The organism is Hymenobacter sp. YIM 151858-1 (genome assembly GCF_025979705.1).
Classification (GTDB): domain Bacteria; phylum Bacteroidota; class Bacteroidia; order Cytophagales; family Hymenobacteraceae; genus Solirubrum.
Map to the genome: position 1 here is coordinate 1,115,942 of NZ_CP110136.1, position 24,762 is coordinate 1,140,703.

Annotated in this window: 42 protein-coding genes and 1 tRNA gene; 10 read left to right on the plus strand and 33 right to left on the minus strand. The window is 60.7% G+C overall.

The window, feature by feature from the left end:
• Positions 1-26: 26 nt before the first annotated feature.
• The 4 genes from OIS50_RS04870 to OIS50_RS04885 all read left to right on the plus strand — a co-directional run bounded on the left by OIS50_RS04870 (position 27) and on the right by OIS50_RS04885 (position 2,532).
• On the plus strand, positions 27-1,373 hold the full coding sequence (locus OIS50_RS04870; RefSeq protein WP_264693206.1) for a hypothetical protein: 1,347 nt from the start codon (positions 27-29) through the stop codon (positions 1,371-1,373).
• Between the two features lie 2 nt (positions 1,374-1,375).
• Complete coding sequence (locus tag OIS50_RS04875; protein WP_264693207.1) at positions 1,376-1,738, plus strand: hypothetical protein; 363 nt, start codon at positions 1,376-1,378, stop codon at positions 1,736-1,738.
• On the plus strand, positions 1,738-2,145 hold the full coding sequence (locus OIS50_RS04880) for a hypothetical protein (protein ID WP_264693208.1): 408 nt from the start codon (positions 1,738-1,740) through the stop codon (positions 2,143-2,145). The genes OIS50_RS04875 and OIS50_RS04880 overlap by 1 nt, the downstream gene beginning before the upstream one ends.
• Before the next feature lie 313 nt (positions 2,146-2,458).
• Positions 2,459-2,532, plus strand: a tRNA-His gene (locus OIS50_RS04885).
• A gap of 541 nt (positions 2,533-3,073) precedes the next feature.
• On the opposite strand, the gene OIS50_RS04890 is transcribed toward OIS50_RS04885, so the two are convergent.
• The 33 genes from OIS50_RS04890 to OIS50_RS05050 form a co-directional block, all read right to left on the minus strand.
• Positions 3,074-3,388 (minus strand): hypothetical protein, encoded by a 315-nt coding sequence (locus OIS50_RS04890; RefSeq protein WP_264693209.1) that lies wholly within the window; start codon positions 3,386-3,388, stop codon positions 3,074-3,076.
• Entirely contained in the window at positions 3,388-3,705 is a 318-nt protein-coding gene (locus OIS50_RS04895; RefSeq protein WP_264693210.1) for a hypothetical protein, read from the minus strand. The genes OIS50_RS04890 and OIS50_RS04895 overlap by 1 nt, the downstream gene beginning before the upstream one ends.
• A 3-nt stretch (positions 3,706-3,708) precedes the next feature.
• Positions 3,709-3,864 (minus strand): hypothetical protein, encoded by a 156-nt coding sequence (locus tag OIS50_RS04900; RefSeq protein ID WP_264693211.1) that lies wholly within the window; start codon positions 3,862-3,864, stop codon positions 3,709-3,711.
• Between the two features lie 12 nt (positions 3,865-3,876).
• On the minus strand, positions 3,877-4,104 hold the full coding sequence (locus OIS50_RS04905; RefSeq protein WP_264693212.1) for a hypothetical protein: 228 nt from the start codon (positions 4,102-4,104) through the stop codon (positions 3,877-3,879).
• Between the two features lie 2 nt (positions 4,105-4,106).
• Complete coding sequence (locus OIS50_RS04910; protein WP_264693213.1) at positions 4,107-4,667, minus strand: hypothetical protein; 561 nt, start codon at positions 4,665-4,667, stop codon at positions 4,107-4,109.
• Positions 4,668-4,685: 18 nt separating this feature from the next.
• Complete coding sequence (locus OIS50_RS04915; protein WP_264693214.1) at positions 4,686-5,063, minus strand: RusA family crossover junction endodeoxyribonuclease; 378 nt, start codon at positions 5,061-5,063, stop codon at positions 4,686-4,688.
• 116 nt (positions 5,064-5,179) lie between these two features.
• A complete protein-coding gene (locus OIS50_RS04920) occupies positions 5,180-5,413 on the minus strand; it encodes a hypothetical protein (protein ID WP_264693215.1) in 234 nt (77 codons plus the stop codon).
• A 103-nt stretch (positions 5,414-5,516) separates the two neighbouring features.
• Positions 5,517-5,828 carry a hypothetical protein gene (locus OIS50_RS04925; protein WP_264693216.1) on the minus strand — a complete coding sequence of 104 codons (312 nt, stop codon included), beginning with the start codon at positions 5,826-5,828 and terminating at the stop codon, positions 5,517-5,519.
• Entirely contained in the window at positions 5,825-5,977 is a 153-nt protein-coding gene (locus OIS50_RS04930; protein ID WP_264693217.1) for a hypothetical protein, read from the minus strand. Before OIS50_RS04930 ends, OIS50_RS04925 begins: the two co-directional genes overlap by 4 nt.
• Positions 5,978-6,046: 69 nt before the next feature.
• Complete coding sequence (locus OIS50_RS04935; protein ID WP_264693218.1) at positions 6,047-6,262, minus strand: hypothetical protein; 216 nt, start codon at positions 6,260-6,262, stop codon at positions 6,047-6,049.
• 2 nt (positions 6,263-6,264) lie between these two features.
• Positions 6,265-6,735: a hypothetical protein gene (locus tag OIS50_RS04940; RefSeq protein WP_264693219.1), complete on the minus strand. Its 471-nt coding sequence runs from the start codon at positions 6,733-6,735 to the stop codon at positions 6,265-6,267.
• A gap of 12 nt (positions 6,736-6,747) precedes the next feature.
• Positions 6,748-6,975, minus strand: coding sequence for a hypothetical protein (locus tag OIS50_RS04945; protein ID WP_264693220.1), 228 nt, complete (start codon positions 6,973-6,975; stop codon positions 6,748-6,750).
• Between the two features lies 1 nt (position 6,976).
• Positions 6,977-7,534: a hypothetical protein gene (locus OIS50_RS04950; RefSeq protein ID WP_264693221.1), complete on the minus strand. Its 558-nt coding sequence runs from the start codon at positions 7,532-7,534 to the stop codon at positions 6,977-6,979.
• A 161-nt stretch (positions 7,535-7,695) separates the two neighbouring features.
• Positions 7,696-7,887: a hypothetical protein gene (locus tag OIS50_RS04955; RefSeq protein ID WP_264693222.1), complete on the minus strand. Its 192-nt coding sequence runs from the start codon at positions 7,885-7,887 to the stop codon at positions 7,696-7,698.
• A 1-nt stretch (position 7,888) separates the two neighbouring features.
• The gene (locus tag OIS50_RS04960) at positions 7,889-8,431 is read right to left on the minus strand and encodes a hypothetical protein (RefSeq protein ID WP_264693223.1); all 543 of its coding nucleotides are present in this window, start codon (positions 8,429-8,431) and stop codon (positions 7,889-7,891) included.
• An 84-nt stretch (positions 8,432-8,515) separates the two neighbouring features.
• A complete protein-coding gene (locus OIS50_RS04965; RefSeq protein ID WP_264693224.1) occupies positions 8,516-9,673 on the minus strand; it encodes a P-loop NTPase family protein in 1,158 nt (385 codons plus the stop codon).
• Positions 9,660-10,070, minus strand: a complete 411-nt coding sequence (locus tag OIS50_RS04970) for a hypothetical protein (RefSeq protein ID WP_264693225.1) — start codon at positions 10,068-10,070, stop codon at positions 9,660-9,662. The genes OIS50_RS04965 and OIS50_RS04970 overlap by 14 nt, the downstream gene beginning before the upstream one ends.
• A 3-nt stretch (positions 10,071-10,073) precedes the next feature.
• Positions 10,074-11,123, minus strand: a complete 1,050-nt coding sequence (locus OIS50_RS04975) for a YdaU family protein (RefSeq protein WP_264693226.1) — start codon at positions 11,121-11,123, stop codon at positions 10,074-10,076.
• A gap of 65 nt (positions 11,124-11,188) precedes the next feature.
• On the minus strand, positions 11,189-11,785 hold the full coding sequence (locus OIS50_RS04980) for a hypothetical protein (protein ID WP_264693227.1): 597 nt from the start codon (positions 11,783-11,785) through the stop codon (positions 11,189-11,191).
• 5 nt (positions 11,786-11,790) lie between these two features.
• Positions 11,791-12,519, minus strand: a complete 729-nt coding sequence (locus OIS50_RS04985) for a GIY-YIG nuclease family protein (protein ID WP_264693228.1) — start codon at positions 12,517-12,519, stop codon at positions 11,791-11,793.
• Positions 12,516-12,695, minus strand: coding sequence for a hypothetical protein (locus tag OIS50_RS04990; RefSeq protein WP_264693229.1), 180 nt, complete (start codon positions 12,693-12,695; stop codon positions 12,516-12,518). Before OIS50_RS04990 ends, OIS50_RS04985 begins: the two co-directional genes overlap by 4 nt.
• A 98-nt stretch (positions 12,696-12,793) precedes the next feature.
• On the minus strand, positions 12,794-13,399 hold the full coding sequence (locus tag OIS50_RS04995) for a nucleoside triphosphate pyrophosphohydrolase family protein (RefSeq protein ID WP_264693230.1): 606 nt from the start codon (positions 13,397-13,399) through the stop codon (positions 12,794-12,796).
• Positions 13,392-13,682, minus strand: a complete 291-nt coding sequence (locus OIS50_RS05000) for a DnaJ-like cysteine-rich domain-containing protein (protein ID WP_264693231.1) — start codon at positions 13,680-13,682, stop codon at positions 13,392-13,394. The genes OIS50_RS04995 and OIS50_RS05000 overlap by 8 nt, the downstream gene beginning before the upstream one ends.
• Before the next feature lie 19 nt (positions 13,683-13,701).
• Positions 13,702-14,070 carry a hypothetical protein gene (locus tag OIS50_RS05005; RefSeq protein ID WP_264693232.1) on the minus strand — a complete coding sequence of 123 codons (369 nt, stop codon included), beginning with the start codon at positions 14,068-14,070 and terminating at the stop codon, positions 13,702-13,704.
• Positions 14,071-14,081: 11 nt separating this feature from the next.
• Entirely contained in the window at positions 14,082-14,741 is a 660-nt protein-coding gene (locus OIS50_RS05010) for an ERF family protein (protein ID WP_264693233.1), read from the minus strand.
• Position 14,742: 1 nt separating this feature from the next.
• Positions 14,743-14,976, minus strand: a complete 234-nt coding sequence (locus OIS50_RS05015; protein ID WP_264693234.1) for a hypothetical protein — start codon at positions 14,974-14,976, stop codon at positions 14,743-14,745.
• A gap of 19 nt (positions 14,977-14,995) precedes the next feature.
• Positions 14,996-15,232, minus strand: coding sequence for a hypothetical protein (locus OIS50_RS05020; protein ID WP_264693235.1), 237 nt, complete (start codon positions 15,230-15,232; stop codon positions 14,996-14,998).
• A gap of 97 nt (positions 15,233-15,329) precedes the next feature.
• Positions 15,330-15,881, minus strand: coding sequence for a phiTE_072 family protein (locus OIS50_RS05025; RefSeq protein ID WP_264693236.1), 552 nt, complete (start codon positions 15,879-15,881; stop codon positions 15,330-15,332).
• A gap of 11 nt (positions 15,882-15,892) precedes the next feature.
• Positions 15,893-16,162 carry a hypothetical protein gene (locus OIS50_RS05030; RefSeq protein WP_264693237.1) on the minus strand — a complete coding sequence of 90 codons (270 nt, stop codon included), beginning with the start codon at positions 16,160-16,162 and terminating at the stop codon, positions 15,893-15,895.
• Positions 16,162-16,425 (minus strand): hypothetical protein, encoded by a 264-nt coding sequence (locus OIS50_RS05035; protein ID WP_264693238.1) that lies wholly within the window; start codon positions 16,423-16,425, stop codon positions 16,162-16,164. Before OIS50_RS05035 ends, OIS50_RS05030 begins: the two co-directional genes overlap by 1 nt.
• Entirely contained in the window at positions 16,422-16,682 is a 261-nt protein-coding gene (locus OIS50_RS05040) for a hypothetical protein (protein WP_264693239.1), read from the minus strand. The genes OIS50_RS05035 and OIS50_RS05040 overlap by 4 nt, the downstream gene beginning before the upstream one ends.
• Positions 16,683-16,790: 108 nt before the next feature.
• Positions 16,791-17,060 carry a helix-turn-helix domain-containing protein gene (locus OIS50_RS05045; protein WP_264693240.1) on the minus strand — a complete coding sequence of 90 codons (270 nt, stop codon included), beginning with the start codon at positions 17,058-17,060 and terminating at the stop codon, positions 16,791-16,793.
• A 23-nt stretch (positions 17,061-17,083) separates the two neighbouring features.
• Positions 17,084-17,308, minus strand: a complete 225-nt coding sequence (locus OIS50_RS05050; protein WP_264693241.1) for a LacI family DNA-binding transcriptional regulator — start codon at positions 17,306-17,308, stop codon at positions 17,084-17,086.
• Positions 17,309-17,449: 141 nt separating this feature from the next.
• Between OIS50_RS05050 and OIS50_RS05055 the strand changes: the two genes are divergently transcribed.
• The 6 genes from OIS50_RS05055 (at position 17,450) to OIS50_RS05080 (ending at position 24,725) form a co-directional block, all read left to right on the plus strand.
• On the plus strand, positions 17,450-18,214 hold the full coding sequence (locus OIS50_RS05055; RefSeq protein WP_264693242.1) for a LexA family transcriptional regulator: 765 nt from the start codon (positions 17,450-17,452) through the stop codon (positions 18,212-18,214).
• A 43-nt stretch (positions 18,215-18,257) separates the two neighbouring features.
• Positions 18,258-19,547 (plus strand): site-specific integrase, encoded by a 1,290-nt coding sequence (locus tag OIS50_RS05060; RefSeq protein WP_264693243.1) that lies wholly within the window; start codon positions 18,258-18,260, stop codon positions 19,545-19,547.
• 130 nt (positions 19,548-19,677) lie between these two features.
• Positions 19,678-20,358 (plus strand): L-serine ammonia-lyase, iron-sulfur-dependent subunit beta, encoded by a 681-nt coding sequence (gene sdaAB, locus OIS50_RS05065; protein WP_264693244.1) that lies wholly within the window; start codon positions 19,678-19,680, stop codon positions 20,356-20,358.
• Between the two features lie 76 nt (positions 20,359-20,434).
• Positions 20,435-21,982: a TolC family protein gene (locus tag OIS50_RS05070; protein WP_264693245.1), complete on the plus strand. Its 1,548-nt coding sequence runs from the start codon at positions 20,435-20,437 to the stop codon at positions 21,980-21,982.
• A 137-nt stretch (positions 21,983-22,119) separates the two neighbouring features.
• Entirely contained in the window at positions 22,120-23,532 is a 1,413-nt protein-coding gene (locus OIS50_RS05075) for an efflux RND transporter periplasmic adaptor subunit (protein WP_264693246.1), read from the plus strand.
• A 203-nt stretch (positions 23,533-23,735) separates the two neighbouring features.
• Positions 23,736-24,725: an NAD(P)H-dependent glycerol-3-phosphate dehydrogenase gene (locus tag OIS50_RS05080; protein ID WP_264693247.1), complete on the plus strand. Its 990-nt coding sequence runs from the start codon at positions 23,736-23,738 to the stop codon at positions 24,723-24,725.
• The last annotated feature ends 37 nt before the right edge of the window (positions 24,726-24,762 follow it).

The following is a 24,762-nucleotide window of genomic DNA, read 5'->3' on the forward strand; positions in this document are numbered from 1 at the left end:
TTTTACAGTAGACCAACCACCCGTCGATGCCCACCACCACCGGCCCCGCCTACGCGCAGTTAGCGAAGGAGTACGTTGAGCGTTATCCCTTTAAAAGCGCGGAACAAATACGCGAGATTATTTTCCGCGAACACCCCGAAATCAAGAACGCGCCGCGCGCCTCGTTTAACGTGCTGCAAGCGGTTCGGCGCGAGCAGTTCCGCAGCGCGGGCGAGCCCGCCAAAGCCGAGGCCGCAGCCGAGGAGCAAGTAAACGACGCGATGGAGGACGGGCAGCGCGTGATTTACGTGACCGAATCCAACTCCATCCGTACGCTCGATGGCTTGCTCGCCGCCGCCAAGGTAAACCCCTTGGAGTGGGAGGTAAGCAATTGGGTGGCAAACAAGTGGGATGTGACCATGAAGGGCGACAACGGCCCCGAGGTGGCGACCAACTGGCAGGTCAAGGCGTGGCTCAAGCCCGTGGAGCGCCTGACGGAACTGACCGTGGAGGAAATTGCCAAGGCGCTCGCGCCCATCGTTAAGCCCCAGGGCTTTAATTTCCGCCCGAAGCCCTTGGCGGGCAGCGAGAACTACATGCTGGAAATCGACATCTTCGACCTGCACTTGGGCAAGGTGGCCGATCCACTGGAATCCGGCGAGAGCTACAGCCTCGAAATCGCCTGCGCGCTCTATAAGATGGCGGTGGAAACGCTGCTCGAACGCGCCAAGGGCTACCCGATTGGCACCATCGTCCTGCCCGTCGGCAACGACTTCTACAACTCCGACTCCATCCTGAACGCCACCACCAAGGGCACGCCCCAGCACGAGGCGGGCCGGTGGCAGCGCACCTTCGTTACCGGCGCCACGCTGGTTGCCAGCACCGTTAATTACCTGCGCCAGCGCGGCTTCAAGGTAAAAGTGGTGATGGTGCCCGGCAACCACGATTTTCAGCGCCTGTTCTACTTGGGACAGGTATTGGAAGCCACGTTCAGCGGCTGCGCCGACGTGGAGGTAGACGCCTCGTTCTCCCCCCGCAAGTACGTGCAGTTTCACGACTGCGCCATCATGTATACCCACGGCAGCGACGAGAAAGAAGGCAACCTGCCGATGATCTTCGCGCAGGAGCAGCCGGCGATGTGGGCCGCCACGCGGTTCCGCGAGGCGCACCTGGCGCACATCCACCACAAGAAGGAATTTAAGTACCGCACCATCCACGAAAACATCGGCCTGACCGTGCGCTACATGCGCTCGTTGTCCGCCGTCGATGCGTGGCACCACCAGAAAGGATACGTGGGCTCGCTGCGCTCCGCTGAAGCCTTTGTGTGGGCCAAAGGAGAGGGAGTGGTTGCCCACCTGACGTTCACCTACACCAACCAGTCATTAGCTGCCTAGCCATGAAAATCAACTACAACAAACTCAAATTCCCCGCTACTGTTGCGCTGGCAATTGCTGCCGTCGTACCCACCGTTGAATACGAGTTTACGGGCGGCTACGGCTGGCCTACCTATGTGTCGGTGGTCTACTTCGCCCTTGGCGTGGTGGCAATCGTTGCCGCGTCGGTCTACAACTGGTGGCTGGATCGGCAAGCGCAGAAGCGCAAAGAATATGAGGCGCTGAGCAAGGCCCGTGTGCGCGCCCGTTCGCTTTTCGGACAGGGCTACATCGACGGAAAGCTGCTTGACCTAGCCGTTCGCCAGAAAAAGTCTGTGGATGTGAACGCCGTGTTGGACGGGGTTCTGAACGGCCGCGCGCGCTAATGCTGGCGCTGCTGGCTTACCTGCTCGGGGCGGGCGCTCAACACGGCGTTCTGTCGTGGCTGCTGCGCGAGTACGTGCCGCCGACGTGGGCGAAAATTATTGATTACGCCCTCCACTACGCCGGGCTCGCGTTGTATCTTGTGGTCGTGGCGCTCGTGGACGAGCAGCCGTGGCTGAGCGCGATGCTGCTGCGTCTGGCCTTGTTCGACCCCGTGCTCAACCTTGTTCGCAACCTGATGAACAAGCAGGTGAGCCGAGCGAGCGAGCCGCTGCTGAGCGTGGGCACAACGAGCCTGACCGATAAAGCCATTCGTTACGTAGCAGGCAAGGCAGGGCTGGAACCCTCGCGGCTGAGCTTCGTGTTGCGCGCCGTAGCCCTGCTGGCGCTTTTGTATAGGGTGGCCTGAACCCCAATCAGGCAACGTGTTTGGTAAAGGCCCGAGGTTCTGCTTCGGGCTTTTTTGTTCGCGAAAATATTTTACCATGTATATGCAACACTGTTGCAAAATTGTAAGTATATTTAAGTCCTGATACACTCTACGACAACTCCCTTCATCCGGTCTCTAAACACCACCGTCATGTTCAAGCGATAGTAGCAGTGCCCGTACGCTGGGCGCATCTTCAATTGTACCTTAATCGGTTGCTGGATTGGACCCCGGCAACCGATTTTCTTTTGCAACATTGTTTCATTTGTCGAAACAATGTATTATCTTGCTGCCTGTGCTAGTAGCTCAGCAGGTTAGAGCGTCAGATTGTGATTCTGAAGGTCAGCGGTTCGAGCCCGCTTTAGCACCTATACGCGCACCAATGTTCCAAGGTAGGCGGGCTGCTCTCCAAAAGCGGCAGGCGTGGTTCGATTCCACGGGGGCGTGCGAGAGTTTGCCTGTGCTCGGTGTGGCCGGATTCGTATAATTACACCACCAGTAGGCATTAAGCGGGAGTTCTGAGGCATCCAGACCGCTTGATTACAAACACGGGGTCGCTCCCCGTGTTGTGGGTGCCTTAACCAGCGGAACTAAGGCGGCGCTGTAGTGGCGCGGTCAGGAAGGCGTCAGGCCAAGACGTGCTAGGTTCGAATCCTAGGTTCTGCACAAACGGCGTGGTTGGCTGCTCGGTGATGCCGGCCTTCGGGCGAAAACGTAGGAGCAGCGATAATACTGGCCCCGCCGAGAGGCGACGCTTGCCCAAGGTGAACCTCTGAGCGTCGTCGAGTTGCAGTTAGTGACGACCATGTTCAGCGGGGAGGGGAAGCAACCCTAGTACCCGCCGCCTTGATGAAAAGAAGAAGCCCGCCGTAGCTATGGTTACGGCGGGCTTCTTCGTATTATGTCTGCACTACTCGACTTCCGCGAGCGATTCTTCCAGCACTTCCGCGAGGCTGATTTCCTCGACGGGCGGCACCTTGGCGAACCGCTCCTGGTTCCAGCTCGGCTCGGGCACGCCCGGTGCCATCGGCGCGTTCACGATTTCGGCCAGCCAAAGTCCGACGACGCCGTGGGGTAGGATGATGTGGCCGCGCACGGTGTAGATCGGGCCTTTCTTGGGCGTGGTGATTTGCGGGTGCTTGGGATGGTTCAGGGCGTGCATGACGGCAAAATTATCGTCGGCTACCACCACCTTCTCGCCCACAGCAAACAGAATATCAGGCATTATTTCTTCTCAATTATGCGAACCTCGCACTCCTCAAACTCCACAATTTCTAGGTTATGCGGCAGCAAACCCTGAACAGCAGCCTTTCGGTTGCCAAACCACGGCTCCTCTGGTGCTCGGCCTTCAAGAGCGCACCGCTCCACGTACGAGGTAATCTGCTTTTCTTGATTGGGCCGCTCGCGCTCGATGTGGCGCAAGGCGGCGGTTACGGCATTTAACGCCTCGTAGCGCATACCGGGCTGGCCGAAGCTCGGGGCGTAGCGCCCGCCGAGGAAATACTCGCCTGTGGTGCGTTGGCGGATTTTGTAGAAGTTCATGAGTTAAAAACTAAGCAGCTCAACGTACTCCGGGCGGTGCTGCGTTCCCTTGGGCAACCGGAGCTTGATTACGGGATGAAACAGGCCCATCAGCCCGCGCACGCACAGCACGCCCCAGCGGTCAATCACAATATCCTTCGAGGTCAGAGGGCGTACCATGCGGCAGGGTTATTACAGGGGCTTGTAGTAGATGCCGTACTCGTTCTGCCGGCTAAAATCAAAGTAGCAGCCCTGTACCAATAGTCTTACTGCGTAGTCCCGTTTCTGGCGGCGCAGCTTGTCTACTTCGCTTTGTAGGCCCAACAGTATGTCAACTGCCTTGTTTGGATGCTGCTGCCGGAAGCCGTCGCGTTCAGAGTAGCCTTCGATGTAGGCTTGAATTTGGTTAAACTGGCTCATGGTTAAAACAAATTGCTTTGGGTGACGATGTATCTCGGTTTGGCGTTCAGCGGCAGCCAGAGGGCGCGTTTGAGCCCGAGGACGCGGGCGCAGAAGGCGGCGGGCTGCATGGCGTCCAGCCAGCTCAGCAGGTTCTCGTAGTACAGCTCGTCTACGGGCTTGTGCTCAATGGCCTGCACCACGGCTTCGATGCAATCGGCGGGGAAGCAGCGCACGTCGTCGGCGTAGGCGCGGGCTGCTTCGAGGTAGTTGTGGTAGTCCGGCTCGTCGTCGGTGTCGGCCGTGGGCAGGGCGCGGCGGAAGTTGCCGAGGCTCTGGCCGCGCCGGGGGCGGGGCACCTTCTCGGGCCAGCTCGGGGCGGGCACGATGCCTTTCAGCGGCTCCTGCTGGAACCAGCCCGCCACCTGTTCGGCGGGGTAGGAGTCGAGCTTGCGGCGTACCCGGCTGAGCACCTGCCGCTGCTGGCGGTAGAGCTGCACGGCGTTGTCCTTGCCGTCGCTGACGTTGAGCTTGCTGTAGTGGCGGCTGTATCCTTGTGAATAGGGGGATTCCTGCGCGTTCATGGTGGAGGGAGGTGAACGTTACGGGTTAAGGATGATGATGCGCCCTTCGTCAGCCCATACTTTGGTTATATGTGCTGTATGTACGTGGCTGTCTTCCACGTTAAAAGCATCGCAAAATCCCTTTGCGAGGTTATCCCAATCGGGCCGCTGCTGGTGCGGCTTGCCCCTCATTTCCTCCTTTTTTCGCTTTGACCAGCCAGCAGGCATGGGTATTTCAAACCGCAAGGCAACTGCCTCGCCCAAGGTGTAGCCGTGCGTAGCGCACGCTGCCCGAATGGCGTCCTTCAGGGCGTGGTAGCGCACCACCACGTCGCGCTTCTTCCACTTGTCGGATTTCGTCATGCGCGGGGCACCCATCGGCTCGTGTTCGATTACGATGTGGCGGGGCTTACCCATTTGGGCAACCGGCTGAGCGGGTGGCAAGTCCTCCTTTATTATCCAACGGTTCCGCCCGCCCGCCTTGCCCCGGATGTCGGCGGCGTTAATCCGAGTGGTCTTATCGTTCACCGCGCTCATCCCAGCACCACATTGAGCTTAACGTCATTCTTGCCGTCGTCAAACCAATTAAACTCCGTAGGTAGTTTAATTCCTTCCTTGCCCTCTACTGCGCTGCTCAATGCCTTGGCTTCGGCTATGATTGTCAGAAAGTGGGCAATGTCCTGGGCTAAGACGGCGTGGTTTTCTAAGGTAACTACCTCCACTAAGTCGGCAACACTGGTAATGCGATGGGTATTGGTTGCGCTCATACTTACTTCTTCTTAGGCGTTTTAACCGGATACCCGCAGTAGCCACAGTTGCCGAGCAGGTCGGCGGGCAGCGGGTGTTTGCAGCGGCAGGGGTGGGGCTTTTTCATTCAATGGTTGACCAATAGCTGAGGGAGAAGTGTAGTTCGATTCCGTGCAGTTCGCCGGTTTCTTTGTTGGCGTAAGCATAGGCATAAAGCCCACCTGATCCAGTGCTGCTCGTGCCGCCTGCTTTCATGGCGCGTTTCGCCGCATCACGCAGGTAGCGCCGGGCGGCGGCGCGTAGCTGCGCCGTGTCGGGCACCTGTGGCGGCGAGAAGCTGGCCCACTTCCAATTCAGGTGTTCCATAACTCCCTGAGCCTTGTGAAAGTCGAAGTAGTCCATTACCTCGTCGATATGCTCCTGAAGCGGCTTCATTTCCGGTTGGGTTGGAGTTTGTGCTTCTTGAGCAGTTGCATCCGCTCGGCGTGCGGCAGTTTGGCGTACTCGCGGACGGTCTTGCCGGTGTTCATAAAGCCCCGGCTGGTCGGCTCTTGTTCGTAGATACTCTCCGGCGCCTCTGGCATCGCGGTAGTGGTTTAGGTGGAGGGTTTGGCTACCGCCCCAGGTGCGGCAACCCAGGGCGGTAACGTATGCTATTTGGCTTTCTTAGCGGCTTTGCGCTGACGTTTGGCTTCGGCCTTTTCGCGGCGCTCGCGGTTGAAAGCTGAAGTGTCCATCGTATCCAGTGGCCCGCGCCGGAGTGGTGCAAGTCCAGCGCCCGGCTCATAGGCTTGTCGGCTTCCGGTTTCTGCCAAAGTCACCATCGACAGCGCACTCATGGCGAGTATTTTGTAGTAGCTGCTTTTCATGGCTATTCGTCGTCTTCGGTATCGAGGAAGCCTTGCTCAATCTCCTTCTCCGACCAGCCAAAACTGCGGCGGGCTTCGTCCTGAATTGCTTTATGCACCTGCGGCGTGCCTTTCTCAATCTCGCCCACGTAGTCGCCCAAGAACTTCAGGTGGGCGGCAATGGTCTTGCGCACGACCTGCACCTCGCGGTTGACGGCGGCCACCATCATGTTCCGCTTGTTCTGCGGCATGGTGTTCCAGAGCAGGTGGTCGAAGTACTGCGCCACCTCGGCTTCGGTTAGCTGACGCGGGGCGGCGAACACCAGCTCGGCGTAGCGGTTGAAGTGGGCCAGCGTCTCGCGCATGGCGTTGGCGAGCTGGGTGCAGGCTTTGAAGCCGGGCTCGCCCACCTGATCGGTGAGAAACAAGCTCACCACGCTCGGGGCGAGTTGCTTGAGGGCTTCGTTGTTGAGAACGCGACGGGTTGGAAGCATAAAACGTGTTGGCTAGACGGCCGCTCCGGTGAAGTCCGGGCAAACCGTGGGTTGGCTGCGGATGATGGCGAGGGCGAGGTTGGTGCGGTACTTCTCCGCGTCTTGGGCGTAGAGTTCGACCGCGAGCTTGGCGACGCAGTGAACGTGCTCGTCGCGGGAGAGGGCGAAGTCGGTGCCGTCCGCCTCGCGCTGGGCGAACTGGCGGACGGCCTCGGCGGCGTAGTGGTGGGGTTCGTGCATGTTAGGCAACCAGCGCCTGGCGGCGGGCCTCGACGCGCAACAGGGGTTTCATCTCAAGCACAAATACTTCGCTGCTGGTAAGCTGGGCGTGTTGCCACGCAGCGGCCTCGGCTTCTTCCAACGTGGTGTAGCGAGCGATGCCTACGTTTTGGCTTGAGCTGATAGCAAACCGTTTCGGGGCGGTGTCTTCCGCTGCGATGGGCGCGGCTTCTTCCAGCGGCTCTACAGCCTCCTCAGCGGCGAACAGCGGCGTCTCCTTGCGCGGCCAGCGCGTGCTGTTGTAAACACGCTTGGGCTTTAACCCCACGGCGAGGCGTATTTCTTCTTCCGACTTGCCTTGCGCCAGCAACTGCTGGGCGCGGGTGCTGATGAAATTCAGGAAGTTGTTAGCCTGCTTGGCTTCCTTCGTGCCGTTGGTAATGCGGCCTGTGGCAGCGTCCCAAGCGTTCGGGTGGGCGGTAAAGCCCGTGGCAAGCACCATGTCGTTTTTAACGAACAAAACGGGGCAATACCCCTTGCGATTGGGTTTCGAGGTCTTAAGGTGGAGATAGGGCTTCATGGTACGCGTTTGGGTTGAGGGTGAAGTGGAGATGAGTTGTTTAGCCCCGTGTCAGGGCGCGTAGGGTTTGAACAAGGGCGGCGAACTTCTGGTGGGCGAAGAAGGCCGGGGCGAGGTCTTTCACGGGGCTAAGCGGGCTCATAGCGGTTGAATTAGCGGGGTCAGGCGGTGGCGGGGCGGGCGGCGATTACCTCGTTGACTTCCGCCCGCTTGGCTTTCAGGTCGAGGCGGCGGGCCGGGGTCGTGCTGTGGTGCAGCAGGTGGTCGCGGCATTCGAGCAGCCACCGTTGGAGCGTGGCCGTGGGCCAGAGGTGGGGCTTGGTGATGCTCAGGTAGGTAAGGGAGGTACGCATACTAGAAAAAGCGGGGCCGCACGTGCGGCGTGAGGTCGATTACTTCGACGGGGATGAAAGCGGGTTTGCGGTGCTGGCGGCGGCGGCGCACCAGTTCGGCCTCCTCGGGCGTGGCCTTGCGGAACTTGGGCAGCTCGCCCTCTTCCATGCGCTTCCGGTCGATGCGCTCGCAGGTGTCGATAACGTGCTGGTAGGGGGCGAGGTCTTCCTGGGCGGCGAGCCCGTTCTTGCGCAGCCACTCCTTGACCTTGTAAAGCGGGGCGTTGATGCGCTCGGCGAGTTGCTCGGGCAACAGCGTGGCGTGGTGGGCTTTGAGAAACGCCCGGTCGGCGGCGCTAAGAACGTGGCGGGGTGGCAGCGATTGGCGGTGTCCTTCGCGGCTTTCGGGCACCAGCCCCAGCTCGGCGCGGCGCAGGCTCACGTAGCGGTGGTCGGCGCGCAGCTTGCGGGCCATGTCCTTGACGTTCATGGTGGCGGCGTGGCGGCGGATGTAGTCGTCGATGGCGGCGATGCGCTCGGGGGTACGGGTGTTGTGGGCGGTCACGGGTGGAATCGTGGTCGGTTTCTGATTGTAAAGTACACGAACTTTAAACTGACTTGCAAGTGAATGGCAAAATATTTTTGCCTGTTAAAACGGCGGGTCTTCGGTGGCGAAGCGCGGATCGAGTTGGGGCAGGGGCCGGGCGGGCTCGTCCTCAAACGTGGAAGCCGGCAGCGAGCCCTGAATAACCTTCGGAGCCGCGTCGCGGAGCTTGCGCTGGCGGTCAAGGGGCGCGTAACCCAGCGAGGGGTCGATGTAGCGGAAGTTGCCCCGCTCGTAATCCAGCGTTGCAACGCCGGGGATGCCTACCAGGTCCTGCTTTTTGATCTTGTGGACGTGGATTTCGACGCTGGTATCGGGCTTCTCGCCGGGCTCCAAGGTTTTGCCGTAGCCGGGCCGGTGAACCGCCATGATGTTGTCCAGTTTGTTGTTCCACATGCGCCCGCCGCTGACGTTGTATTGGTCGGGCACTTGCAGGTTGCCGTCCTTGTCACGGGCTTGGCCGCTGGGGTGGGCGATGATGATGTTGTGCAGGTTGCGGTCTTCGGTGTAGCGGATAAAGTCGGTCAGCGTTTGTTCGAGCCACTTGTCTTCCCGGCCGCCGTGCGCGCTCAGGTCGGAAGTCAGGGCGTTCCACGGGTCGATCAGAAAGCCTTTGATTTCCCGCTGCGCCATAACCCAGTCCAGGTGGTTGAGCAGGTTGCCCAGCGTCCACGTTCCCTTCGGGTAGATGATGGAGAAATGGTTCATCACGAACATCGTAGCCTCCTTGTACTCGGTGAACGTCATGCGGTACTGCGGGTACTTCTGGTTGCTGGTCTTGCCCACGTAGCTCTGCACCAGCTTGTCCACCAGCTCATCCACGGGCATGTTTTCCGGGCAGAACAACGCCCACTTCCAGCCGTCGTAAATCGCTTTGGCGTTGAGCAGTTGCAGCAGGAACTCCGACTTGCCGGAGCCCGGCCAGCCCGTCACCAGCGTAAGCTCCCCCGGCTTCCAGGTGAAGTGGGGGTCGAGCGCGGGGAAGTGGGTGGTGGTGCCGTTGATTTTGCCGTGCTTCCACGTATGCTCCATAAGCGGCCACACCTCCTCGAAGCCTAGGATGTCGGCCGTGTCAATCGGCTCGTTGGAGCCCGCGTGCGGTTTCGGGGCGATGGGCAGCGGGCGCGGCAGGGGCGCGGCAGGGGCGGCAGGGGCGAAACCGGGGCGTTGCTGGTTGGCTTTGAAAGGATTAACGCTGTTCATGGCGGCGGGCGGCAATAGTGCGGGCAATCAGGATGTCGCCGGCTTGGTGGAACATGGCAGTGGCGGTGCGGGCGCTGTGCTGGAAGAAGTCGCGGTCAAGTTTCATTTGGTGGAAAACAAACTGAGCGCGGGCCATTTCCCCTATGCACTCGTCCACCACGTCAGTCATGGCGGCGGTTTGGGTTTCCACGGCGTCGCCGTAATTAACAAGGGCTTGCAGCAGCATCTGGTCTTCCAGCATTCGCGCACGGGCTTCGTCGTCCAGCATCAGCTCCTCCATCGTGGGGCCACCGTCGATGCGGGCTTGCAGGCGTTGCAGGTGCGGAGCCAGCAGGGCGGCGGCGTGGACGAGGTGGCGCTTGGCGGCTTCGAGTTGGGCTTGGTTGGGAATGGTCATGGCTTAGGAGTTTGCGGCTTTGGGTGCCCAGAGGTTGTCAACATCTTCCCGCGTCCAGGCTTTGCGGGGCTTTTCGTCGTTGCGATGCACGGTCATAAGGGTCGCCTGTTTTTCCGGGTTGCTGCCGTACCCGTCGTCCAACCACCGCTTTCCGTTCAGAAATGTTGTTGGGTGTGGCACGTACTCTCGGTCTTGCTTGGCAACCCAATCCGGCAACCCCTCCAAAACTTGCCGACGGTCGTTGTTGGAGAGCTTGGTGTTCCAGAGCTTGAGTGCCGCCGCCTTCTTCTCGGAGCGGGGATAGAGTTTCCAAAACGCCTCAAATTCCAACCCTGGTTCCGGGGCTATCGTGCGCTTACTAGGCGCGGGTGGCTCAGGCTTCTTCTTGCCAGCGGCGGCCTCAACGGCTTGGCGCCGGGCGCTCATGGTTTGCCGGAAGCCGGTGCTGGTCTGCATGTCGCGGTGTTGCTCCCAGATTACCTTCAGCTCGGCCACCGTCTTAGCCGCCTCAATTTTAGCGACCACCTCTTTTGCCAGCGAGGCGTCAGCCGAGCGGTCTTCCCCCTCAGACTCCCCTAACGGTTTACTTACTTCTTCTGTAGATGAAGATGTAGATAGAAGAGTTGGGTCGATGTTGGCCTTTTCCTCAACACGTGTTGCCGGATTTTCAACACGTGTTGGATTTTCGTTGACCTCTTGTTGCCGCTTTGCTCGTTTGGCCGCCGACGCCCGGCCAGCTTCGGCCCGTGATTCGCGGAACGATTGCTGCTTTTCCAACTCGTGCAGCATCCGGCGATTAGCCCGATACTCGCCGCCTTCCACCACAGGAAACTTGCGCAGCAAAATGGCGCTGCTCTCTTTCCATTGCTCGGCGGTGAGGCGTGCTAGGCGGCGCAGGCGGCCCTCGTCGTTAGCGAGGTAGCCAGGACGCTCGGACTGCCACGCGGCGCACAGCAGCAGCATGTAGGCACCTACCTCGTAGGTTTCCATGATCTGCACGTCGGGCGAGGCAAGGAAGTCGGCTGGATAAAACTGGAAGGCGGGCGCTTTCATCGCTTGCTGGGGAAAAGTGAAGTAAGAGCGACGTGTTTGGGTAAAGGGCGGTGAGCAGGGGTAGTCTAGGCGCCAGCGTGCATGGCCGTGGCGAAGTCCATCGGGCGGATCGTACTTAGGTAGCGGTAAAGAGCTGGTACATCCATCCGCAGGGCGCCAATACCAGGCTTGTCGGGTTGCCAGTAGCTGTCGTGCTTGGCACCGGGAAAGCGGAGCGACAAGCCGCCGTTGGTGGTGCGATACTTGGGCGTAACGCCGGGGTATTCAGCCAGTAGCTTTGCCACCAAGGCATCGTACTCGGCTTTCTCCTTGGCCTTGCGCTCGTTGTAAGTGGCTTCACATTCCGGGCTGCAATAGACAAAGTTCTGGCCCCATACGGGCTGCATATCCCGCTCCTCCTGGTAGTTGTAGAGGTCTTGTGTTACGCGCTCGCTGCACTCGTCGCATTCGTGTGACCAGCCGTGTTCCATCACCAACACTTCCAGCGGCACGCTGCCTTGCGGGGCGTACTGGTCGAAGTGTTTGGCGCGCTTCACGCTTAGGTCGTCCGTGAAATCGGTGTTAAGTTCGTCGGCTCCTTTGCGGCGGGCTGTAACGGCGTGGTCGGCGAATACGACGCAGGCGTGGTGCTCTTCGTTCTCGGTAACGATGTAGGCTTTCATGGTTGCTATACTGTTGCGGTTTTCAACGCCTTCTTTTGTTCCATCTTGAATTTCTTACGAGCTGAGCGCCTAGCTTGTATGCAATGCCCGCATAAGAAAATTTGGTTATCTACGGTGGTCTCACGCCAATACCTCGTCTCCTCAATATCTACCACCATAAAGTACAGGTCAGGCTCGGTCTGAGCCAGACAGTCTTCGCACTTACCTTGCGACCGTTCAAGCAAGGCGGCGGCAATCATATCACTATGCGCAAAGTATTCTCGGTTCTCAAGCTCGAACTTTGCTTTTCGTTTGGCGGCGGCTTTCTTCTCCCGCAGATAAAGTGATTGCTTTGTATGCTTTAGTCCTTTGGGAGTGCCTGCATTGGGGCAGGCATTGAAAAGAAGCGAACGACTACGGCGGTTTGAAATGTAATCCATCCAATACTGCTCGCGTTCAATTAGCTTTTCAATTGGGCAATTCTCAAGAATCTCGACAGTTAGTTTCTCCGCCCCGTATTTGTCGTAGAACTTTTGGAGGTGCTTAGATGAATGCTTGCCGTGTTTTAGGTTGTGAAAGTGCGTTGATGTCCTGCTGCGCACATTTTTACTGCTACCAATGTACATCCGCTTGTCAATGGTGCTTTTTATAGCATAAACACAAGGGAGCAAGGATGCTGGGTTGTTTCTAAACTCCGGTCTAGACGGGCGCATGGCAGAAAAGTGACGAGAAGCGAGAAAATAAAGGGCGATCATTTGTTCTCGCCCTGAAGGTCGTACACGAAGTACTGGCCGGCAATTTCAACGAGCGGGAGCGACTTGTCTTCGATACCGCGATACACGGTGCGTTCGGATACCTTCTTTTTGTCGGCCCACGTCTTCGCATTGTAGCAGCGAAGCGGATCAATCTTTAGGAGCTTGAGGACTGGCATTATTTTGACGTGTTTGGTGCGACGATAAGCGGGTGGTTAGCCCGCTTATCTGTCGTAAATGTACGCGTATTTTTAACTCGCGCAAGTGGCAGTGGCAATTATTTTTCGTTGCCGTCAATAAACTGCCCGAGGTTCGGTTCCTGCCAGCCAATCGGCTTCAACACCTTATTGGTTTGCGCGTTCTTAATCACAAAGTTGCCTGAGCCGTCGCCCGCGTGGTCGTAGAAGGCGGGGGTGTCTTTGGCAGACAGGTAATACTGGCAACTTGCCTGAGCCGTCGCCTCGTTCACAAACTTGTTCATGTTCGTTACATGCACCTCGCGCATAGCAGCCGGAAACACGCCCTGTAAGCCGCTGGATAGCACGGGGCCGTCACAAACCACGCGCAGGTCGCAGAGCGCGTCGAGTGTGGCTACGGGGTTGTATTGTTCTGTGTCACCAGGGCCACCGCAAACAATATTGCCGTCTTTGTTAACGTATAGGTCGTCGGCGATCAGCTTGAACAGCATAAACTTAAACGACGTTTCGATGCCGTAGCCGTCGCGCGCCAGTTCGTTGAGTTCTTCCAGAATGAGGCGCACGTTTATCTTGCGCTCCTCGATGCTGGGCTGGCCCTGCTCGGTGCGGATGGGTTGCAGGCCGGCTCTCATAAACTCCATCTTGTAGTCGATGGTGTCGGCGTTCTTGCAGGTGGCTTTACACATGGCTGGTAAGTTGGTTAGCGGTTACGGGCGTTAAGGGGTAAAGGTCGGCGAGGTTGCCGTTGGCAAGGTGCTGGTCTACGTGGCCGCTTTGTTCGTCGTAGGCGGCAAGTGCCCGCTGGCGCTGCGCGGCCGACATCGGCGCGAGGCTGAAGAACACGTCGAGCGGCAGTAAAATGCGCCTTAAGCCAGTGCCAGCACAGCGCGAGCAGTTGTTGGTGGGCCACAACTCGGTGGCGTAGTGCCCTTCGCCGTCGCAGCGCGGGCAGGTAAACGCAAACGGCATTCCGTGGAAGCAGGGCATATCAGGCGCGGGCGCGTTCCTGCACGGGAAGCACGGTTACCACCGCGCCATTTTTAAAGCGCAGCTTGTGGGTGTTGTTGACGGTGATGGTGGTGGTGCCGCCCGCGAACTGTTCGAGGGCTTGGCGGCCCCGCTCGTCAATGTCCATCATGCGGGCCTTGACGGCGGCGATGTCCAGCCCTTCGATGCGTTCGAGGTAGCGCAGCACGGCGTGGTCGGAAGGGTCGGGCAGGCCGTGGGCGGCGAGCTGGCGGCTGACCTGGCGGCGGCCCTGCTCAATAGCCTTTTCGGTGCGGGGCGGGCGCGGGGGCCGGCCGTCGGCCAGCTCGTCCTCGTGAACGAGCCGGTCGAAAGCGGTGGAGTGGGGCACGAGGCGTTTCACTAGGCAGGCTGCGCTTCGCGCTCGTCGATTAGTTTGGTGGCCCACGCAATCGCCTTCTCGGTCTGCCCGGCGTTCAGGCCGTCGAGGCTGGCAAGCACCTTCTGCTTTTCCTCGGGCTTGACAAGCGGGTGGTTGAGCAGGCGCTTTACCTCGTCCTTGCTGGCTTGCAGGGCTTTGGCGGCGGCTTCTTCCTGCTGGCGTTCCAGCTCCGCGTTGCCCACGTCGTCGGTGTCCTTGCCCGTGGCAATGCCGAAGGTGCGCAGCAGCATGTACTTGTAGGCGTAAGTCATGGCCTTGCCAACGCCCTTATCCTGTGAGTCTACCCCGGTGCCGCTGCTGGCGAGGTATTCAAACTCGCTCGGGTTGTCGATATTGACAATTTTGTAGCGGGTGTTTACCGTCGTCAGCGACACGATCTTGCCCGCGCCGCGTGGCAGGTCGTCGAGGCGCTGGTCTTGCTCGACGGGTAGGATAACGAGGCCGTGGGTGATGAGGGCTTCGCGTACCTTCTCGGTTACTTTCTCCTCGCTCATGGCACTGTAGCCTGGGCCGCCCGCGCCGGTAGATACCTGCTTGTCTTTTTGCAGGTAGCGCACATCCTGCATCACGCCGCTAATGCGTTGGTAAAGGTTTTTGCTGGTGTCGGTTTGCTCTGACATACTACTTGATTGGTTGGTGGATGCGTGGTTCGGGGCGTTCGAGGGCAAGGTCGCTTTCAGCGGTCGTCTTCGGGGTGGCGCAGCTTGCGAGCAGGAGCAGCAGCGCGGCCAGCAGGGGCCAGCGGCGGGTTGCCAGCTCGGCCCACGAGGCAAACGCGGGCTCGCGCTCGCCGACTACAAGATACAGCGCGAGCAGCAGCGGCAGGGCGAGTAACAGAACTATTTTGCGGAACATGGCTGGTGGAGAGAAGGAGTTAAAACTGGTAGACGACGAGGTAATCTTCTTCAGTGTTCCAAGCGCCGTCCTCCGGGTACGCGTGGCCGTGGCTGCGGCAGATTTCCTTTACTAGTTCGAGTAATTCGGATTCATTGGACAGGATTACCTGCGGCGCGTCTATATCTGTTTTTATGTGCTTCATCGTGAGATTTAGAAACTCACGGCCGCTCATACGGAAGCGAAAAGCTTCAACGTCTTTCCAGGTTCTATTCATCTTACGCGGCGGCTTGTTTGGCTTTGAGTTGCTGCATGACAATCGGCACGAGGTCGCGGAGGCGGCAGCAGCAGGCGAGGCGGGTGACTTTCATGGCTTAGACTGTTACTGGTTCTAGTTCGCGTTTGAACTCGGCTAAAAGGATGGGCCAGGTTTCTTCCCAAAACTTCTTGAAGTGAGGGTCAGGCTCGTAGCACACATCCGGCACGTCGTAGATGTCGGTCAGAAAATCGTAGAGGTTGTCGGTGTTCAGAACCGCCGACTCAAACGTTTTGTGGTTTTCATGGCGGACTTCCTCTAGCTCGTTGTAGATATCCCGTGCCTTGTCGGCGGTAATTTCCTTGGCCCGACGCCACTCGAAAAGCCTGCGCTTATACATTGTCACCGTAGCCTTGACATCCAGCCATCGCTCTACGCCAAACTTGGAGGCGGCATAGTCGTGGTTGAGTTTGGCTAGAAACTCTTTGAAGTCGCCGCCCGTGGCGCCCCAATAGTTTTGCCAGGTGCCGTAGTCTGAGGCAATTTGAATGCGCCCGCCGTGCGGGTTGGCGTCGATGGTGATGTCGGCCCAATAGAAGCCGCTCTTGTGGCGAATTTTGTAGCACTCAACCGTGCTCTTGCTGACACTAAATTCCTCGGTGCGTTTCATCGTGTTTGGAATTAAAAAGCAGGTTCGGTGGTGATTGGGTTGGGCTGGTAGCGTTGCTCCAGGTGGCGGCGGAACAATACCAGCAGGCGGGGTACATCGGTGGCCGAGCAGCGGAAGGTGTGCTTGTGCTCGGGGTTCTCGAAGAAGTGCAGCGAGTACTTGGTGTACCCTGGGGCGTAGGAGGTGCCGGCGCAGATCAGGGATGCAATACCCGCGTCCGGCACGTCGTACTCGGCCGCTATCTGCCGGGCTTTGTGGTGGAGTTCGTCGGCGCAGTACATCAGTGGGCGGGGGTGAGTTGGAGGGCGGCGTAGGTGGCTTGCAGCGCGGCGAGGGTGCGCTGGTAGGCGGCCTCGAAGGCGGCGCGGTGGGTGGGCAGCTCGTCGGCGGCGGGCTGGCGCTGCATGAAGCCGGGGGTGGAACCGAGTTCCACCGTGGGCCACGCCTGCTGCACGGTGAGCGAGGCGGGCACGGCCAGTTGGCGGCCGTCGGGCAGGTAGGCGTAGTAGGAGCGGCCGTCGGTGGTGTAGCGGGGTTCGGTCATGGCGCGTGGGGAATGGTAATGGCTTCGAGGTTCAGGTCGGGCAGCACCACGGCGCGGCAGGCTTCGCGCAGGAAGTTGGCGACGGCTTTCTGCCCGCCGACCTCGGCTTCGGTGTGGTAGCGCCGCCCGTTTTCGGTATACTCAACCCAGCAGTGGCGGCCGTCCCGGTGCAGCGCGGCGGCGGTGATGGTGGGGTGGCCTTGCAGGGCGTCGAGCAAAGCGGCCCGGTGGCGGGCAAGAGAGCGCGGTTGGCTCATGGTTCGCGGTGGAGTAGAAGTGTGGCATAAGCGGTAAGCGAAGGGTCGTGTCGGGGTCGGGTAGTGGCGGGCGGCGGGAGGTAAACGGCGGGGCGTGGGGCGGCTGGCTCAGGCTTCGGCGCGGGCGCGGCAGCGGCGGGCCTCGCTGTAGCGGAACAAGGAGCGGCGGGAGTAGAGAATCTTCCGGCCCTCGCCCTTGTACTCGATCAGGCAGCCGGGCTTCTCGCGCTGGCGCTTCAGCGTGTCGTCCGAGACGCCCAGCAGGCGGCAGGCCGTGCGGGTGTCCACCCACTCGTCGAGCGAGGCTTCGAGTTGCTGCACCCGGCGCTCGGCCGCGTCGAGCCGGGCGAGCACGGGTTGCAGGTACTGGGCAAGCAAAGGGGAGAGGTCGAGCTGCATGGCTAGTAGCGGTCGATAAGTTGTTGCAGGGTGTGCTGGGCTTGTTGCTCTTGTTGCAACAACGTTGCAATGGCCTGCTCGATGGCGCGGCGGTTCTTGGTGCGCACCGACTTGTCCTGGAAGTAGCGGGTGACGGTGGGGCGGGGCACTTTGCTCAGGGTCGCCACGTCGGCGAGGGCCCCGTGGCCTAATATTTCGCGAATTTGTTTCGCTGCTGTTGCATTCATGGCGATTTTCCCATTGGTTGCGGGTGGTTTGTCGGTTGATACGCGCCTTGGTGAATTGGTGTTTCAAAGGTGCGCAACAAAATTTCAAAAGGCAAGCATTTCCGTTCTTTTTTATCGAAATATTTTTTCCCGCCCTTGCCTTTGCTCTCCACCCCCAGCCCCGGCACCGCCGAAACGGACGGGCCGCACGAGCGCGTGCGTGCCCTGCGCACGGCCCAGCGCATCCCCCTGCGCGAGTTTTCCGACCGCATGGAAGCCCTGCGCGCCCAAAACCCCACCGCCGCCCCGTGGCGGGACGTGGAGCGCGCCCCCTCGCCCGCCACGCTCTCGCGCTTCGAGTCGGGCGAGGGGCTCAAGCAGGACGGCCACCTGCACCTGATGGCCGCCGTGCTCGGCGTGCCCTACGAACACCTGCGCTACGGCGAGCACGGCCACCACGCGCGCCCCGCCCCGCGCCTAGCCCCGCTCGTGCAGGTGGCGCACATTCCCATCGCCGCCCGCGCCACGTTTGCCGAGGCAATGGTGGGCGGCGGCCTGCTCGACCCCGGCGCGTGGGATACCGTAAGCATCTACCTCAACCCTGGCGAACTGTTGGATATTGTGGCGAGCTGGTATTGCTTAGACGTAAACGGCGACTCGATGGAGCCCACCCTGCAACACGGCCAGCAGGTGCTCGTCGAGCGCGTGCCCGAGGCCAAGTGGGGCTTGCAGAGTACGGGCGTGTACGTGGTGGCCTTCGAGGACATGGTGGTGGTCAAGCGCATCAGCAAAAACGACCTCGACGTGGGCGGCGGGCTGCTGCTGACCTCCGACAACCCGCGCGGCGGGCAAATGACCGTGGCCCGCGCTTCCATCCGCTCCATGTGGCGGGTCAAGCGGCTGGCCCAGGCCCCGGAAATCTACTAGCACTCCTTATAGTATAGCGTACCGTTTATTCATTTGGTCAATCATGGGACTTGCCACCATTAAAATCCTCTTGCACCACCGCCAGCGCGAGGACGGCACCTACCAGGTGCGCCTGCGCATCACCAAAGACCGCGTGGTGCGCTTTGTCGATGTGGGCCTGCGCGTGAGCCCGAAGGACTGGAACGAGAAAGCCACCGAGGGCAAGGCCAACTGGCTGCGCACCTCCCACTACGACCACCAGTTCTGGAACGCGGAACTCTCCCGGCAGGGGCAGGAGCTGCGCCACCTCGCCCTGCAATACCCCGCCGAATCCGCCGACCAACTGCTCGCCCGCTTTCGCGGCGCCCGCACGCCCGCCCCCGCCGCCCCCGACGTGATCCAGTACTTCCGCGACGATCTGCGCCGCTCGGCCCCGCTGATCTCGCCCCGCTCGCTGCGCACCTACCAGCGGCTGTGCGAGCGGCTGGCCGCGTGGAAGCCGCAGGGCTGGCCGGTGGACGAAATCACGCCCGCCGCCGTCAAGGAGTTCTACCTGTTTTTGCGGGCGCAAACCCGCATGGCCGAAAATACCCTGGCCCTGCAAATGAAAGTCCTGAGCACGGTGCTGCGGCGCATGGCCGACGACGGCCTGCTGCCCCACCACAAGAACCCGCTGCCCAAACTGGTCTTCCCCACCGGGGCGCGCACCCCGCGCCGCCGCCTCTCGGAAAGCGACCGGCTGGCCGTGTTGCACGTCGAGATACCGCCCGGCAAGCGGCAGTGGGCAATGGTGTGGGCGCGGCGGGCGTGGCTGCTCCAATTCACGAGCCGGGGCACGCGCATCGGCGACGTGCTCGAATGGCGCTGGCGCAACCTGAGCCCGACCCACCTCACGTTTACCGAGCGCAAGACGGGCAAGCACAAGCGCGTGCTCGTCACGCCCGATTTGCGGCAGGTCTTGGACGAGTGCCGCCAGGCGTACGGGGTGGAGCCCGACCCCGACGATTTTATCCTGCCCTTTCTGGACCGCTCGCGCTCCTATTTGCGCGGCCCCAAGCCCCTGACCAAAGCCGGGGAGGAGGCCGTGTTTGCGGCGCTGGACGCGGGCACCAAGCGGGTAAACCGGGGGCTTCGCTGGCTGGCCGAACTCGCCGGGCTGCCGGAGTTCACCTCGCACGCCGCCCGCCACTCCTTTGCCTCGCACGCGCGGGCGGTGACGGGCGATCTGCGCCTCGTCCGGGATTTGCTCGGTCATAGCTCGGAAGCGCAGACGGAACGCTATCTTGCCGGCCTCGACGCCGACGAACTCGACCAGCTCACCGCGTCGGTGTTCGCCGCGCCCGCCGAAAAATAACCGCCGTTGTTCCGTAGAATAACGGCGGAACAACAAAGCCGGGAGCGGCAGCGGATTCAACCCGCGCAAGCCCGGCGAAGTACCCCCCAAAAAGCCCGCTGTGCGGGTGTTAGACCCGCTGGAACCCGCAATGGCTGAGAAAAGCAGTATTTTCGACATGATTGGGCCCGTTATGATCGGTCCTAGTTCTTCGCACACGGCCGGGGTGGTGCGCATTGCCCGCGCGGCCATCCGGGTGTTGGGCTCGTTGCCCACGCACGCTACCATTACCTTCTACAACTCGTTTGCGCGCACCTACGAAGGCCACGGCTCCGACCGGGCCATCATCGCCGGCCTGCTCGACTTCCCGACCGACGACAAGCGCATCCGCGAGGCTTTCGAACACGCCAAAGCGGCCGGGCTGCAGTACACGTTTCAGGGCATCGGCAACGCCTCCACCATGCACCCCAACACCATTCGGCTGCAGCTGCGCGACGAGCGCACCGGCGCCGAGGTCGACGTGATCGGGCAAAGCCGGGGCGGCGGCGTTATCCGCATTGTGGAGGTCGATGGCTTTCCGTGTGATTTTTCGGCCGGCCTGCACACGCTTATCGTCGACGCCGACGACGTGAAGGGCTCCATCGCCTTTATTGCCGATGTCATTGCCCACGACGACTGCAACATCGCCACCATGAACGTGAGCCGCAAAGGCAAAAACCAGGTGGCCCGGCAGTTCATCGAAATCGACTCGGCCTTGTCGGACGTGGCGCTGCAATACCTGCGGCACCTGCGCTGGGTGCACCAGGTGCGCTACATCCCGGCCATCGAGTAGCTATTTCATCCGCTTCAGCTTCCGCCAGGGCCGTTTGTGCCTCTTCCATCCGCTAACCGCCATTCGCCGCATACTTATGAATCCGTTCGTTACTCCTTGGTTGAGCCATGGGCGCCTGAAAGCCGGTGCCTTGCTGCTGGCCGGGCTCGGGCTGAGTGCGCCCGCCTGGGCGCAAAGCCGCCCCGCTGCCCCACCCGCGGCCGCCGTGCCACAAGCCGCCCCCGCCGGCCCCTGGACGCTGCAGCAAGCCGTTGATTACGCCGTGCAGAACAACCTGCAGGTGCGCCAGAGCCAGCTGCAGGCCGAGCTTTCGGAAGCCACGTACCGGCAAAGCCGCATGAGCCAGTTGCCCACGGCCAACGCCGCGGCCTCGCAAAGCTGGAACTACGGTACCAACGTCGACCCGCTCACGTTCACCTTCCAGAACCAGACCACCCGCGCCAACAACTTCTCGGCCTCGGGGCAGCTGAATTTGTTCTCGGGCTTTCAGGTGCGCAACTCCATCAAGCGCAACGCCCTCGATTACGAAGCCTCACTGCTTGATATCGAGCAGGCCCGCAACGACCTCTCGCTGACGGTGGCCTCGGCCTACCTGCAGCTATTGCTGGGCGAAGAGCTGGTGCGCACCAACGAGCTGCGCATCAACTCGGCCAAGCAGCAAATCGAGCGTACGCAAAAGCTGCTGCGCGCCGGCTCGGTGCCCGAAAGCAACCTGGCCGACGCCCGCGCCCAATTGGCTACCGACGAGCTGAACCTGGTAACGGCCCAAAACCAGCGCGACCTGGCCCGGTTGCAACTCGTGCAGGCCCTCAACCTGGAGGCCGCCCGTGCCAGCGACTTTGCCATAGCAGTGCCCAACCTGCCCGACCCCGACGACGAGCCCTCGCTCGACGGCGACGTGGCATCAACCTTCGAGGCCGCCCAAACCACCCAGCCGCAGGTGAAAGCCGCCGATTTGCGCGTGCGCAGCGCGCAACGCAGCCAGGAGGTGTCGCGGGGGGCGTACTACCCACGCCTGACCTTTGGTGCCAGCATCTTTTCGGGTTACTCCTCGGCGCGCAACGCCCGCGTGCTCGGCCGCGACTCGGTGCTGCGCCCCACCGGCTTTATTTACCAGCTGAACCCTGCCACAGGCCAGCCCCAGCTGGTGCCGGGCCTGTTCGCGGGCATCCGGCAGCCCAATTTCGAGACCTTGCCTGAGGGCTTTGGCTCGCAGGTACGCAACAACCTGGGCAAGCAGCTTAGCTTCAACCTGAACATTCCGATCCTGAACGGCTGGCAGGCCCGTACCAACGTGCAGCGCTCCGTAATCGGGGTGAAGCAGGCCGAACTGCGCGCCGCGCAAACGCGCCTGCAGCTGCGCCAGACCATTCAGCAAGCCTACGCCGATGCGCTGGCGGCCCAACGCCGCTACGCGGCCAACAAGCGCCAGGTAGAAGCGCTGGGCACGGCCTACCGCAACGCCGAAATCCGCTTCAACAACGGGCTGATGAACGGTACCGATTTCAACATCGCCAAAAACAACCTCACGGCGGCCGAGTCGGGCATGATTCAGGCCAAATACGAATTCATTTTCCGCCGCAAGGTGCTCGATTTCTACCAAGGCAAGCCCCTGACGCTTTAGTGGTTAGCCTAGGTCAACGTGTTCTGTACAACGCCTGGGTGCCTTGGCCTGCCAATGGTTGAGGTACCTAGGCGTTGTGCCTTGCTTTTTTTTGGCAGATAATTGCCTGCTGATCATTGCTAATTGATCATTTGTACATGAAAAACAACCGCTTGTTGTTCATCCTGCTCGGCCTCTTGGTAGTGGTTGTGGGAGGGGGTATGATTGCCAAGAAGAAGGGCTGGATAGGTAAGCCCGCCGGTACCGAAGTGCTGACGGCCAAGGCCGCCCCGGCCAATATTGTAGAGAAGGTAAGCGCCTCGGGCAAGGTGCAGCCCGAAACCGAGGTAAAGATTTCGGCCGACGTATCGGGCGAGATTACCGAGCTCTACGTGCAGGAGGGCGACTCCGTGCGCAAGGGCCAGCTGCTGCTGCGCATCCGCCCCGATAACTACCAGGCCATGGTAAACCAGCAGTCGGCGGTGGTGGGCACGCAGCAGGCCAACGTGGCCCAGGCGCAGGCCCGGCTGCAGCAGCTGCAGGCCAACGCCCGCCAAACCGAGCTGAACTTCCGCCGCAATGCCTCGCTGTTTAAGCAAAAGGTGATTTCGCAGGCCGAGTACGAGCAATCGAAAGCCGCCTACGAATCGACGCAGGAAGAAATCAACGCCGCGCGCCAAAGCATCCGGGCCGCGCAAAGCACCGTGCGCTCGGCACAAGCCTCGCTGGCCGAAGCCCGCCAGAACCTGACGCGCACCACCATCTACGCGCCCGTGAGCGGCACCATTTCCAAGCTCAACGCCGAGCGCGGCGAGCGGGTGGTAGGCACCTCGCAAATGGCCGGTACCGAAATCATGCGCATTGCCAACCTCAACTCGATGGAGGTGCGCGTGAACGTAAACGAAAACGACGTGAGCAACGTGGACCTCGGCGACTCGGCCGTGGTGGAGGTAGATGCCTACGCCTCGCGCAACATCAAATTCCGGGGCATTGTAACCAGCATTGCCAACACCGCCAAAGATGCTCTCACGGCCGAAGCCGTAACCGAGTTTGAGGTGCGCGTGCGCCTGCTGCCCGAGTCGTACCGCCAGCTGGTGCGCAATGTGGGCGGCCGCACGGTGGTGCCGTTCCGCCCGGGCATGACGGCCTCGGTCGACATCATCACCAACCGCAAGAACAACGCGCTGTCGGTGCCCCTGGCGGCAGTAACCACCCGCTCGGATAGCGCCCTGGTGAAGAATGCGGACAAGAACAAGGAAGGCGGTATCAAAGTAGGGCGGGGCCGCGGCGGCAAGAGCAGCGGCGAAGAAGCCAAGCCCAAAGGCGACATCGAAGAGGTGGTGTTTGTGGTGCGCGGCGGCAAAGCGGTGCTCACGCCGGTTAAAACCGGCATCAGCGACTTTGATAACATCGAAATTCTGTCGGGGGTGAAGCCTGGCGACGAAGTAGTAAGCGGCCCTTTCCGGGCTGTTTCGAAAACGCTGAAAGACGGCGCCCTGGTAGAAGTTAAAGATGCCAAGTCGCTGAACCGTGCCGCGTTGAAAGAAGAAGGCGGCGACAACGAAGAGTAAAACCTAGGTGGTTTAAGCCCACGGCAGAGGCCGGGACCGAGCAAATCGGCCCGGCCTCTCGCTTTTTTTGGCTAAAATCGGCCGTTCGTTGCCATTGCCGGGTTTGTGCCGTTGGTGCTTACTTTGCCTTGGGTGCTTGTACCTACGCCCGCTCACACGCCGTGAGGGGTTCATTTTCCCCGCATTCCTCCCTTGCTTTTCCCGTGGAAAAAATAGCCATGATTGGCGGCGGCTCCTGGGCCACTGCACTCACCAAAATTCTCTCCGAAAACGGCGCCCGCGTAAGCTGGTGGGTGCGCCAGAAAGAAGACGTGCAGCACCTGCGCACCACGCGCCACAACCCGCGCTACCTCTCGTCGGTAGCTTTTGATCTGACGCGCGTGTTCCCGTCGAGCGACATTGAGGAAGTGGTGAAAGAAGCCGATTGGGTAGTGCTGGCCGTGCCGGCTGCGTTTGTTAAAGAAGCGCTTGATAAGCTCGACCGCGACGCCCTGAAAAACAAGCGGGTTATATCGGCCATCAAGGGCATGATACCGGGCCGCAACGAGCTGGTGACGGACTACGTGTGCGAGCGGTTTAAGGTAGTGCGCGAGAAGCTGGGCGTGGTGGCCGGCCCTTGCCACGCCGAGGAAGTAGCCCTCGAAAAGCAGAGCTACCTTACCATCGGCTCGCCCGATCTGGCCCTGGCCGAGGACTTCTGCCAGCTGCTGCGCAACCGCTACGTAAAGGCCCACGCCGCCGCCGACCTCGACGGCATTGAGTACTGCGCCGTGATGAAGAACATCATTGCCCTGACCTGCGGCATTGCCCACGGCCTCGGCTACGGCGACAACTTTCAGGCCGTGCTCGTTTCGAACGCGGTGCAGGAAATCCGCCGCTTCCTGTACGCCCTCAACCCGCAACCCCGCGACCTGTCGGCCTCGGCTTACCTAGGCGACTTGCTCGTGACGGCCTACTCGCAGTTTTCGCGCAACCGCACCTTCGGCAACATGGTGGGCCGCGGCTACTCCGTGAAATCGGCGCAGATGGAGATGAACATGGTGGCCGAAGGCTACTACGCCGTGAAGAGCATCTACGAAGTGAACAAGGACTTGCGCGTGAACATGCCCATCACGGCCGCCGCGTACCACGTCCTCTACGAGAAAATTGCCCCGGCCATTGAGCTGGAGATTCTGAAGGAGAAGTTCAAGTAAGAGGTCTTTGAGGATTGTTGCTGCCCAAAGTAACAAT